This is a genomic window from Vibrio kasasachensis, assembly GCF_050337565.1.
Taxonomy (GTDB): Bacteria; Pseudomonadota; Gammaproteobacteria; order Enterobacterales; family Vibrionaceae; genus Vibrio; species Vibrio kasasachensis.
Map to the genome: position 1 here is coordinate 178973 of NZ_JAKJTB010000013.1, position 12949 is coordinate 191921.

Genomic DNA, 12949 nt, shown 5'->3' on the forward strand with positions numbered 1-12949 from the left:
ATAAAGATTTTATTTTTAGACTCGCTCAATCTAGACATTAAAAAGGCGGGGGAAATGACTACGTTGCAATTTTGGAATTTATATTTGTAAATTTATTAATTAGAGATTCGTAACAAAAGTGTTAAGTTATGCTCGTTGGTCAAACTGCACAAAGCATTCATAAGATCGATAATGTTTTAGCAGTTTGAATACGGATGTTATCAACATCTCCAATTAACAATTTCGAATTGTTGCCCATATTTTCGCCCATATGTTTGCTTATCATATGGGCGCTTTTTTATCGGTTACTACAACTGTCCTTTTGGCTGATATCTGCCCGGTTTGTGATTCATTGCTAGTATTAGGTTCGTTACAATAGCCCCTAATACAGACAACGCAATCAACCACCAATGTACGATAAACAGCGACATAATTACGATACTGCAATCTAACGCCATTTGCACTTTACCTGCACGGATCCCGAATCGCTCTTGAAGGAACAAGGCCAAAATATTAAATCCGCCCAAACTCATTCTATGACGAAATATCACTAACAATCCGATACCGATTAAGCTGCCGCCGATAAGCGCTGCATAAATCAAATTTAACTCTTTTAGCTGAATAACATGATGCAAGTAATCGACGGCTAAAGAGACGATAACAACCGCAACAAAGGTATTGATGGTAAAGCGCCACCCCATACGAGTAGTCGAGAGATAGTAAAAAGGCAGATTGAGCGCGAAGAATACTTGCCCAAAGCTAAAGTCTGAAACTTTGGTGATAAAAATTGCGAGACCGGCTGTACCCCCCGTCAACAAACCAACTTGATTGAAGAAGATTACTCCTAATGAGACCAATGCACTACCTAGCAGCAGTGCGAATAAGTTTTCAAAAAGAGAATGTTCAGTATCCATGAGCTTTCCTTTGCTTAATATAACCCATTTCATAATACGGGCACTTGAGGTCATTTTTCCGTGCCATAAAATGGCGTTAGAGAAGCAAAAAGTCGACTTATATCAAAAAAAAACGCTACGCGTAAACGTAGCGGTAAGTTTACATCTTGTATTTTTTCGCCACTAATTAAGTGCTGACTACCGGCGAAATCTCGATTCTTCTTCGATATTTTGGGGCTTAACAATTTCTACTGGTACGCCATTCTGCGCTAATATTGCAGCACGCGCTTTCGAGTCAGATTTACCCATTGCTTGTAACCACCATATTAGCTCTTGCGGTACACCAAGTATTTTCTTACTACCATCACCACGGGTTAATGGCTCATGAGCTTCTAGATACACACTTCTATCTGGCTCTAGGCTAATCTTCACTGGTTCATTGATAACCGTAACCTTAACGCCGAGGTCAACTTGTTCAAATAGCCACTCAATGTCTTTCGGATTCATTCGGATGCAACCAGCACTAACACGCATACCAATACCGAAATCTTTATTAGTACCATGTATTAGGTAATCGCCAGCACCATGAGCAAGACGTAAGGCATATTCGCCAAGTGGGTTATCAGGACCGGCGGGCACAACCGCAGGCAGCTCAATACCTTTCGCAGAATACTCTTTACGAATTGACTTTGGTGGGGTCCAAGTAGGATTTGGGCGTTTCTGGCTAATTTTTGTCACCATTTCAGGCGTATCTCGTCCAATTCGCCCAATACCCACAGGAAAAACATGCACAATCTCGCTATCCGGTTCAAAGTAGTACAAACGAAGTTCCGCTAAATTAATCACCACGCCTTCACGCACAACGTTAGGCAAAATAACTTGGGTAGGGATCGTCAATACATACCCTTCAGGAGGAAGAAAAGGGTCCACACCTTGGTTAGAGGCCATTAAACTGAGAAAACCCACATCGTATTGCTTGGCTATATCCGCTAAACTTTCGCCATTTATTATTTGATGAAATTGTATTCTACCCACAATATTGCTGCCTTCAGGCGGCAATTGATAACTTGTAGCCCACACAGTGGCACTAAAACAACTACATAAAATGAGCAGCTTACGCAGCATTACAACAATCCTTAGTGTCTTGGTAGAAGCGTAAGGTTAGCGCTCTTTCGGTTTTGTGATCAACTATTGCTTTAGGATATGACAGCGTATTTACATTCGACCACTTCCTTTCTCCACTTCATGCCAATCAATATGCAGATCTTTAGTTGGAACGCTCTCCCTATACCCAAGTAATCTCAAGATACTTAGTCCAGCGGGAATTGTTAAGTTTGCAGGCAATGCGTCGATTTGAAAATCTAGTCGATCTAAATTAAGAATCGATAACCTAGTCTGCGGACCTCAACATTAAAAACGTCCCAATCGATTGCCTCTTTACTTTCAACAAAATTAGTTATCAACATGTCAGTATTTACTATTAGTGGCATTTTTTGTGACTTCCCTCTCACGGATTGGCGAGTTATCTGGCTAGTATTCCCTTCACAGACATTCCGGAATTCAACAATATTAGTTAATATCTGTTGTACTCCTTTGACCCTCGGAGCAAATTATGGCAACCCCACATATCAACGCTAAACCTGGCGATTTTGCAGAAACTGTTCTAATGCCTGGCGATCCACTAAGAGCTAAGTACATTGCGGAGACATTTTTGCAAGACGTACAGCAGGTATGCGACGTTCGCAATATGTTTGGTTACACCGGTACTTATAAAGGTAAGCGCGTATCCGTAATGGGACACGGTATGGGTATTCCGTCTTGCTGTATTTATGTACACGAGCTCATTGCAGAGTATGGTGTCAAGAATGTAATTCGTGTTGGCAGTTGTGGTGCAGTACGTGATGATGTAAAACTCATGGATGTCGTGATTGGCATGGGCGCATCTACAGATTCAAAAGTGAACCGTATTCGCTTCAACAACCATGATTTTGCAGCCATTGCTGATTTTGGTCTTCTAGAGGAGGCCGTTGCACAGGCGCGTGAACAAAATGTTCCCGTAAAAGTAGGCAACGTATTCTCAGCCGATCTCTTTTACACACCGGAAACCGACATTTTTGAAAAAATGGAAAAGCTTGGCATCTTAGGTGTTGATATGGAAGCTGCCGGTATCTATGGTGTTGCGGCAGATCTCGGTGCAAAAGCACTCACTATTTTAACTGTCTCTGATCACATCATTCGCGGTGAAAAACTCAGTTCAGAAGACCGTCAAAAGTCATTCAACGATATGATGAAAGTCGCGCTTGAAACCGCGATTAATGTTTAAACCATACTTTATTTGCCAGTAATACACTGGCAAATCTTATTACCCTGAGGGGGCGATTGTGGCGTCTGGCGATTTGCCAAAGGAAGCGAACGGGTTACAGCTCAACTTTTGTAAAACATTGGCGTGTGACAACTTTGGAATGAGTGAAGCGCAGCGTTACGTTGTGCAACATGCGAACCCTAAACGACCTGCTATGGTTTGTCGCGAGTGTGGCGCTTTCCCCCCCTTACTTAACAACCAAGAAGTTCTCAATGAACTTCAACGTTTAAGAAACTATCATTGCACGGGCTTACCCGCTTGCCGTAATGAAGAATGCGAAAACCTTGGCTTATCAGTCCATACTCATAAGCATCTGTATCACGCTTTTGGTTATAGTGGTGATCGTCAGCGCTACCGTTGCAAGTCTTGCCAGCTAACCTTTGTCGACAAATGGTCAGGCTCAAACAATAAACTCTCTTTTCAAGAGAACTTACTCGCGCTGCTGTTTACAGGCTACTCCGTACGGGAAATTTGCCGTAAGCTCGATATCAATCCAAAAACGTTCTACGACAATATCGAGCATATTGCCAGTCGTTGCCGACGAAAGTTAGCAATGTTTGATGCTCGTTGGGTCAACCACGCAGACCAATTTGAACTTGCCTCTCACTTCGTTCCACTACAGCCAAAAAGCAACAACGGTGTATTCTGGCTAGCGACTGGAGACGCGAAATCAGGCTATATTCTTTGTCAAAATGTCAATTATTCGGCAGATGAAGAACCAAGCGGAGAATCGGACCACAACCCATTTACCTCCCCAGCTCGTTTTGTACCATATGACTACAGTGCAGAGGCGAGCATACCTCAGGGCGAAAAAGTCGCAGATCTAAGGGAACGTATTGATCAACAATATCAATCAATATTAGCACGCGGCAATGTCGAAGATCCCATGGGAAACTTAACCCACTTTAACTACCCTACCAAAGGGGCATTGATACGACCTCCATATACATCATATGCACATTTCCTTCATGTACTGAGTTTGTGCGCCGATGATAAACGCGTAACAATTTACTTGCCTCAAGACCCAGTTCTAAGGTCTGCCGCATTGAGTGTTACTTTGCCAAGAATAAAGGCAAAAACTGTTGACCTTATGTATGTAGATGGGCAATGGGGCAACGATTTGCCACTGCATAAAGTCGATATTGTTCATATGGGATGGTGGCGAGACCGGTGGGCTATCGCAGAAGCCGCTGGCTACGCGAAAGGCATTTGTTATCTGGCTGGTGAGCGTAAAGACCCTAAACTATGGTTACAGAGCGCCTCTATTGAAAGTACAGCATTCTATCAAGCGAGATTTCAACTCCTATTCGCAAATTTTATTAATGAGCCTCGTCGCAAACTCCGACCTGCGGGACTACTTCCCGTATTGGATATATTCAGAGCGTGGCATAATTTGTGCTACCAAAATAGATCTGGAGTGACGGCGGCACAATCACTCGGATTGATATCTTATCCCATGGCATTGCGTGAATTGCTTTCATAATGACCATAAATGTGAAGTCCGCCATCAAACTGTCGCAGAAATGACACTTTTTATAGCACATAAAAGTGTACTTTTTTTATAATGCGAAAGCATGAATTGGCAATCTTAGCTGTACAAGGACAACACCATTGGACAAAAGCCAGCAACGGCTCACAAGTGAACTGGAACAACTTAGATTACGGATAGAGGCTGAGCCTACTCAGGTGCTAGAAGCGGCGGAACTTTGCGCGGTAAAAGCCAACCAGATACTCTTTCCCGAAGGTGCCATTGATAGCCTTATCATCGCATCCCGTTGTTACTGGTCGTTAATGGATTATCGAAAAGGGTTAAAAACCGTTCGTGAAGCGTTTTCCCTAATCAATCAAGTCGATAATGATGACGCCCTGCCTGAGATTCTTCACCTCCATGCTCTCCACTATTGGGGACAAGCCAAATATTATTCTGCACAGCAATATTGGATTAAGTCGCTTGAGCAATCGGCGCTGGTTGATCAAGTTGAAATACAAATTGAATCGCTTATTGGCTTAGGCAACATTTGGCGAGTTCTTGGGGAATATTCACTAGCAAAAAAAACCCATAGGCTAGCCGTAAAAGTTGCCAACAATATGCGTATCGATTGGCTTGAAGGTAAAGCAAGAATTCTGTTGTCTTGGGATCATTACCTCTTAGGCAATTACATTGATATGCTATCCATTTTGGATGGCGCAGAGGAAGCACTTCAGTACCACAATGATTCCACTTGGCATGCTGAAATATGGGATTTTCGTGGACTCGCACTGATGGGGCTTGAACGCATAGAAGACGCAAGCCGAGCCATCAAAAAAGCACAGAAGTTAGTTGAGCAGCATAATTTAATATGGATGAGAGCTCATTCCTTCGTTAGTCGTGCTCGGCTCGAATTACTGCGTAAAGACCCTGCGAGATCGACTGAATTATTACATGCAGCAAAGATCGCAGCAGATAGCTTTGATGACGGCGAATTACTTTCTCAAATCTATTACCAACAATCACGAGTTGCCGAAGAAATAGGCGACTATAAAATCGCCCTCGATGCATTTAAAAAATACCGTTCACATTCTACCGACATGCTACGCGAACAGACGGTTCGTGAAGGAAATGACAAAGCCCGCGCGTCAAAACGTTTGTTAGAAAAACGAGCATTAAAGCTAATCAATCGTATCCGCGGTCAATACGAATACGATCCAAATAAGCACATGAGCCAAGTCGTTTCTGAAACCTACTGGTGGGAGCAACTAGTCCTCTTCAAAACTCAACTCAAGCAATCAAACTACGCCATTATTGTGATTCATCATCACAATAGCCAGTGTCTTGATATATGCATTGAACTGGCTCACACCCTCTGCAATCAGAGTGATATGCTATCTCGTCTAAGCCCTGAACGCATAGGGGTATTAATTGCAGAAAAAGGCGAGCAAGCTAATAAAGTTTATGATGTACTGTCAAAAATGGTCGAGATCTACCCATGGCAAAGGCGCGGAGTCAGTAAAGATCTACCGCATGTTGAGCTACATGACATATTGACCTTTCCATTTACTCTAGAGCAACTAGAACAGCAAGAGCAGTTTGACGTTGAGCTAAAGAATATGACTCTAGAGGAAGAATTGTAATGGAAGCATTTTTAAATAAGATCTCGGATGCAGGTCTCGATGCCTCATCAGTCATGGGGGAAGAAGCGTTGGTTTTTTGGAATTACGTCCGCCAACACGTCGCAACAACCCCACCAGAAAAAGCCCAGTCGCTCATTATCAGCGCGGAGTTCCGTGTCTCATTAAAGCAGTTTAAAGATGGTATAGAGGAACTACGCGAAGCGCTTGATCTGCTTGCCTTGCCCAATGACGCGCAGTTGATTCTCGAAATACGTGGCTATTTAGCCGATCGCCTCGTCGATCAAGGTGATTTTTCTGCAGCCTTAGTTGAATACATTGCCTCTTCTTCTATTGCTGTAGAAACTAGCCACATTGATGCTTACGTCAAAGCCGTTATCGGCATGGGTAATTTATGTGATGCCTACGGCGATCATGCACGTGCCCTTCGCTACTATCAAAAAATAGATAGCATTGATCACGCGATCAGTAGTCGCTCTTTACGCTTACGTTATAAACTGTATAAGCTCGCCTGTTTGATCGATCTTAAGCGATTCAAAAGCGCGCAAGAGCTAATTACTGAATGTGAAGAACTCAGTATTCTTGTTAGTGACAAGGTACTCTCAGGGCAGATCCTACTATATCAAGCAAGGCTACTTCGCCAATGCGGAAAGCTAGATGAGGCGATGCGTTGCCTAGGACACGTAAAATACTCTGCAGGCAACATAAACTCTAATTGGCTTTCGAACATGATTCGTATGGAGCTAGGGTGCTGCCTGAATGATGCAGAGAAAATTCATCTAGCTAACTGGGTATTAGAGAGTGCTCACTCTCGGATACAAAAAGAAGGTTCACCAATATTGAACCTCAAACTGTCAAATGCGCTAGCCTCAGTTTGTGAAAAACAGTTGGACTATAAAAAAGCATTAGAGTACCAACACTGTGCTTACCGAATAGAAAGCGATCTGATGAAAAAAGTCCCTATTTCCGAATTGGGTTCTGGTCAACTACGTCGCTTGACCCGCTTTGAATTACAACTCAAATTGATTCTTTCTGAAATTGAAAATCGCGAATTGAAAGAAACCACTGAAAACCAAAAGCACACGGTAGCCAAACTTCAGCAAGACGTATTCACCGACCCATTGACAGGGCTACATAACCGCCGCTGGCTCGATGTAAAATTAAAAGATTTACTGTTGCATGACACGCCATTTGCGCTACTTGTCGTCGATATCGATCATTTTAAGTCGATCAATGATGAGCTCAGCCACTTAGTCGGCGATAAAGCAATTGTTAGTGTTTCAACCGAGTTGTCTGCATATTTTCGCTTTAGAGGCGCTTCATGCGTTCGTTTCGGTGGTGAGGAGTTTCTGGTTATCCTGGAGCGTGCAACACTAAAACAAGCCAAAATGTATGCTGAAAACTACCGCCACCAGATCTATCAGTATGATTGGAAAGAAATTTTGGGTGAGCGAGGGCTAACTGTCAGTGTTGGTGTCACCCTACACCGTGAAGGGGAAAACACTCAACGCACCTTCTATCGAGCTGATAAGGCATTGTATCGTGCCAAAGCCAATGGTCGTAACCAAGTTTGTTGCGAATAAATCCGTGATAAACAGGTAAGTATTTGTATGAAATGCTATTCTTGTTAAAAAACACAAGGATAGTTTTATGTTTCTCGATTATTTTGCTTTGGGTTTGTTGGTTTTTGTCGCTCTCGTTCTTTTCTACGGTGTTATCGCCATCCATGATATTCCTTATGAAATAGCCAAAAGCCGTGAACATCCACACCAAGATGCCATTCATTACGCTGGTTGGGTAAGCCTCTTTACCTTGCATGTACTCTGGCCTTTCCTCTGGATATGGGCAACATTGTGGCGAAAAGAGCGTGGTTGGGGCTTTCACAAACTCGAAGAAGAGCAACACGACCTCCACCATCGGCTTGAGCAACTCATCGATCAAATCGACGTTTTACAGAAAGACGTTAACTTGTTAAAACAGCAGGCAACTGATAACCCTAGTGGTTCAGTTACTCAAAATAGAGATGAGGATCAATAATATGGACTTACTACTGATCCTCACTTATGCCGCACTTTGCATCGCTATATTTAAGGTCTTCAAAATTCCATTAAACAAATGGACAGTACCAACTGCGGTACTGGGCGGAATTGTATTGATAGGTACCCTCATTTTATTGATGAACTACAACCACCCTTACACTCAAATTGGTAATCAAGTCTTTTCTACAACTCCAATTGTCTCAGGCGTAAGAGGTCGAGTGGTCGAAGTACCTGTTGAACCGAATCAACCGCTCAAGCAAGGCGATATACTATTTAAGATAGATCCTGTGCCTTACCAAGCCGACGTTGACAAACTGAAAGCGCAAGTTAAAGAAGCCAGCCAAGGCGCTTTGGGGCTTGAAGCTCAATTGCAAGAAACGGAAGCTGGGTTAGCAAAGGCCACTGCCGAACGTGATAAAGCGAAGCGTGAATTCAATCGTTATCAACGTGGCTTTGACAAAGGTGCATTCACAGAACAACAACTCGATACTCGCCGTCAAGCATTCAAGGCAGCACAAGCCACAGTAGATGTTGCTAACACCAATATCGAGCAAGCGCAGATTGCTTTAGATTCTGAAATAGGTGGCGAAAATACAACAGTCGCTCGTTTACTCGCGGATCTACGTAAAGCCGAGTTTAATTTAGAACAAACAACCGTGTATGCGCCAACGGATGGCTTCGCCACCCAGTTAGCACTACGCCCTGGGGTAATGGCCGTACCATTACCTCTAGCCCCTGTCATGTCCTTTGTCCATACTGAGGAACTTGTCTATACCGCGGCGTTTAGACAAAATTCATTACAACGTTTAAAAAGTGGCTTTGACGCTGAGTTTATCTTTCGTGCCCTACCAGGCAAAGTATTCCAAGGTGAAGTAATCGATGTCATTCCAGCTATCGGGGAAAGCCAATTCCAAGCAAGAGGTTCGCTTGTTGGCACCGATGCTTTGCGAACCAACGGTCGAGTATTGGTTAAATTAAAAGTGAATGATGATCTTGAAGAGTACCAATTACCTATGGGAACAGCTGTAGAAGTTGCGGTCTACTCAGACAGCTTTAGTCATGTATCAATCATGCGCAAAGTGCTCATTCGTATGAAGAGCTGGCAAAATTACCTCTACCTTGATCATTAACCTTCCTGCTCTACCCATCCCACTCACTGTAACTCCTGAATCACAGTGAGTGGGACTTGGATTAAAACAACCAGTTTTGCTTTTCCAATCCATAGATCAAACAGCATAATACATCGCATTTTGACTGCACGGCGTTTAGCTCATGTTGCATATTCCTTTTTCCTCGATATAAAATGCCACCTCAAAACTGCTGGTGACATTGTAGACGTCTAGACAGTTAGCTTTCCATTACCCCTGCGTTTATGTATAATCCCGCGAATAAATGAGATGTACATCTCAAAACGCATTCTGAACTAAGCTTGTCACACGCTTTTTCTTACTTAGGACACTGGTTATCTATGAATCTTTCAGCTAAAACCGTTGTTGTTATTGCTATCGGCGCCGCACTTTACGGCATCGGTGGGTTACCTATGTTTGGTATCCCTGTATTTGCTAACACAACACTCAAACCTGCGATGGCAGTACTGGCACTTTTCTCCGTTCTTTTTGGTCCGCTAGTTGGATTTTTGGTTGGTTTTATCGGCCATTGGGTGACCGACCTCTTTGCTGGTTGGGGCGTTTGGCTTACCTGGGTTTTGGGCTCTGGTATCGTCGGCTTGACCATTGGTTTTTACACATCAATGACCAAAGATAATCTCAAAAAGGGCATTCTCACCAACAAGGATTTTGGCTTGTTTGTCATTCTTGCTTTCATTGGCAATGTGCTTGGCTACGGTTGCTCCGCTTTTCTTGATACCATTTTATACGCCGAACCGTTTACCAAAGTATTTACTCAGTTAACCATTATTGCAGCAGGTAATACGGTACTTATCGCTATTGTCGGTTTCTTCATTCTAAAAAATGTAGCAAAACGTAATGCAATGAGCCGCAACCTAACTGAGGCTTAACTGGTAATGACAATCGAATTTTCTAACTTCTCTTTTAGGTATCAGTCACTGGATAAACCGACACTAAAAAATATCAATCTAAGGATAGAGAAAGGAGAGAAAATCGTCATTATTGGGCCAAGTGGTAGTGGTAAATCTACCCTTGGTCAGTGTTTGAATGGCTTAATTCCACACTCGATCGAAGGCGAAATCACTGGTTCTTTAAGCATTGGTGGTACTCTATCAGCCGATCTCGACCTACATGCTTACACAGAACAAGTAGGCACTGTGTTGCAAGATACAGACAGCCAGTTTGTAGGCTTAAGTATTGGCGAAGATATCGCTTTTGCTCTCGAAAACCAGCTTGTGTCAAACCTCGACATGTACCCGTTGGTTCAAGCGACAGCCAAGATGGTTGAGCTTGAAGATATGCTGCACCGCTCACCACATGATCTTTCTGGCGGACAAAAGCAACGAGTATCCTTAGCCGGTATTCTAGTGGATGATGTCGATATTCTTCTGTTTGACGAACCTTTGGCAGCACTCGATCCAAAAACCGGTCGAAAAACCATTGAGATCATTGATGACCTGCACCGTCGCACCAATAAAACTATCATCATTATTGAGCACCGCTTAGAAGATGTTCTGCATCGCTCTGTTGATCGCGTGATTTTAATGGAGCAAGGGGAGATCGTTGCAGATATGACCCCTGATCAACTACTGGTCTCTCCATTACTGGCTAAACACGGCATTCGTGAACCATTGTATTTGTCAGCGCTAAAAGCGGCTAACTGCGCAGTTCCGCTCACAAATACATCATCACTGGCTAACTTACCCGTAGCACAATACAGCAAAGCTTTTGAGCAATGGCAAATCGCTCCGATTGAGCAAGAGAATAACGTTGTTGCAGCGCCATTGCTCCGTGTAAACAACCTTACCTATTCTTATGATGGCGAACGAAATGCACTTGATTCGGTCTCGTTTGATGTAATGCCTGGAGAGTTTGTTTCTATTCTTGGTAAGAATGGATCAGGTAAATCAACCATCACTAAACTGGTCATGGGTGTTATTGAACCTGACGCTGGCAACATTACCTTCGACGGTCAAGATATTGCCTCGCTCAGCATTTTTGAACGTAGCCAAAAGATTGGTGTGGTGATGCAAAACCCAAACCACATGATTTCGCATCATATGATTTTTGATGAAATTGCTTTTGGTCTGAGAAATAAAGGACTCAGCGAAGCTGAAATCACCGCTAAGGTAGAACACGTTCTAGAATTGTGTGGGTTAAGTAAATACCGTCATTGGCCGATTGAAGCACTTAGCTACGGTCAGAAGAAGCGCGTTACCATCGCCTCAATATTGGTTCTTGAACCAAAATTATTGATTCTTGATGAGCCCACCGCAGGTCAAGACTATCGTAATTACACATCAATGCTGGCATTTGTTAAAAAGCTCAACCACGATCTCGGCATCACTGTCGTGATCATCTCACATGACATGCATCTTGTATTGGAATACACCACTCGCTCAATCGTAATTGCTGATAGCAAGCTCATCGCAGATAAACCAATGACACAAGTGTTCAGTGAACCTGAACTCTTAGAGCGAGCTAATTTGACCACAACAAGCTTATACGACTTAGCCGATAAATTAGGCATCAAGGATATAAATCAGTTTATGCTCGCTTTCATTGCTATAGAGAAACCTGCCGCGTGAATAGTTCAAAAATGAAATTTGGTATCAGTTACGTTGATACACAATCACCTTTGCATAAGCTAAATGGTATTACTAAATTTGTTCTATTTATGGCATGGGTGACCGTGGTTTTAACCACTTTTGATCTTCGTATGATAAGTGTCCTGATCATCGTGGGACTACTGCTATTAAAAATGACGAAGGTGCCGGTTTCAGTCTATAAGCCGCTACTAATTGGTACCGTAAGTGTTTTGATGATGAATGCACTGTTTATGTTTCTGCTGGCTCCGCAACAAGGTTCTGAGTATCTGGGTAGCACAAGCGTATTGCTGACTTTACCGGGTCATTACTCGATTACGCAAGAAACGCTGTTTTATTTGACGACGGTAACATTGAAATACTTCAGTATGTTCCCTATTGCGTTGGTATTTGTGTTTACCACACATCCGACGGAGTTTGCGGCAAGTCTTAACCGTATTGGGGTTCCTTATAAAATTGCTTACGCCGTAAGTTTAACTTTGCGTTACTTACCTGAAGTGAAGAAAGATTTCATTAACATCATGCATGCACAGCAGGCTCGTGGTCTCGACCTATCAAAAAGTGCTCCACTGTTTACTCGCATTCAGAATGTGGCGAAGATCCTTGGCCCTTTGATTTTCTCTAGCTTAGACCGCGCGGATGAAATCTCAAACGCAATGGTTTTACGTGGTTTTGGTCGCCATAACGGTCGTACTTGGTACAGCATGAAGCCACTTACAACGGTCGACAAAAGCGCATTAGTATTGATTACACTTGCTGTAATTGCAGCATTAGCCAAGCGCTATATGGAAACTCAGCTGTTTTGGTATCCATTCTAGTTTAAGTTACAGACCTA

At 43.0% G+C, this 12949-nt stretch carries 11 protein-coding genes; 9 read left to right on the forward strand and 2 right to left on the reverse strand.

Annotated features, from left to right (window positions below; translation table 11 throughout):
* Window positions 1–287: 287 nt before the first annotated feature.
* Both L4C38_RS11575 and L4C38_RS11580 read right to left on the reverse strand, forming a co-directional pair.
* Window positions 288–893 carry a YitT family protein gene (locus L4C38_RS11575; RefSeq protein ID WP_428797715.1) on the reverse strand — a complete coding sequence of 202 codons (606 nt, stop codon included), beginning with the start codon at window positions 891–893 and terminating at the stop codon, window positions 288–290.
* 177 nt (window positions 894–1070) lie between these two features.
* Window positions 1071–1997, reverse strand: coding sequence for a L,D-transpeptidase family protein (locus L4C38_RS11580; protein ID WP_428797716.1), 927 nt, complete (start codon window positions 1995–1997; stop codon window positions 1071–1073).
* Between the two features lie 487 nt (window positions 1998–2484).
* Between L4C38_RS11580 and deoD the strand changes: the two genes are divergently transcribed.
* From deoD to L4C38_RS11625, 9 genes are all read left to right on the forward strand, one after another.
* The gene (gene deoD / locus L4C38_RS11585) at window positions 2485–3195 is read left to right on the forward strand and encodes a purine-nucleoside phosphorylase (protein WP_428797717.1); all 711 of its coding nucleotides are present in this window, start codon (window positions 2485–2487) and stop codon (window positions 3193–3195) included.
* 58 nt (window positions 3196–3253) lie between these two features.
* Complete coding sequence (locus L4C38_RS11590; protein ID WP_428797718.1) at window positions 3254–4717, forward strand: transposase; 1464 nt, start codon at window positions 3254–3256, stop codon at window positions 4715–4717.
* Between the two features lie 128 nt (window positions 4718–4845).
* Window positions 4846–6345, forward strand: a complete 1500-nt coding sequence (locus L4C38_RS11595) for a tetratricopeptide repeat protein (RefSeq protein ID WP_428797719.1) — start codon at window positions 4846–4848, stop codon at window positions 6343–6345.
* Window positions 6345–7925 carry a diguanylate cyclase gene (locus L4C38_RS11600; protein ID WP_428797720.1) on the forward strand — a complete coding sequence of 527 codons (1581 nt, stop codon included), beginning with the start codon at window positions 6345–6347 and terminating at the stop codon, window positions 7923–7925. Before L4C38_RS11595 ends, L4C38_RS11600 begins: the two co-directional genes overlap by 1 nt.
* A 67-nt stretch (window positions 7926–7992) precedes the next feature.
* Window positions 7993–8379, forward strand: coding sequence for a DUF3302 domain-containing protein (locus L4C38_RS11605; RefSeq protein ID WP_428797721.1), 387 nt, complete (start codon window positions 7993–7995; stop codon window positions 8377–8379).
* Between the two features lies 1 nt (window position 8380).
* On the forward strand, window positions 8381–9511 hold the full coding sequence (locus tag L4C38_RS11610) for an HlyD family secretion protein (RefSeq protein ID WP_428797722.1): 1131 nt from the start codon (window positions 8381–8383) through the stop codon (window positions 9509–9511).
* A 338-nt stretch (window positions 9512–9849) separates the two neighbouring features.
* Window positions 9850–10398, forward strand: a complete 549-nt coding sequence (locus L4C38_RS11615; RefSeq protein ID WP_428797723.1) for an ECF-type riboflavin transporter substrate-binding protein — start codon at window positions 9850–9852, stop codon at window positions 10396–10398.
* A gap of 6 nt (window positions 10399–10404) precedes the next feature.
* Complete coding sequence (locus L4C38_RS11620; RefSeq protein ID WP_428797724.1) at window positions 10405–12096, forward strand: ABC transporter ATP-binding protein; 1692 nt, start codon at window positions 10405–10407, stop codon at window positions 12094–12096.
* Window positions 12093–12932 (forward strand): energy-coupling factor transporter transmembrane component T family protein, encoded by an 840-nt coding sequence (locus tag L4C38_RS11625; RefSeq protein WP_428797725.1) that lies wholly within the window; start codon window positions 12093–12095, stop codon window positions 12930–12932. The genes L4C38_RS11620 and L4C38_RS11625 overlap by 4 nt, the downstream gene beginning before the upstream one ends.
* Window positions 12933–12949 lie beyond the last annotated feature (17 nt).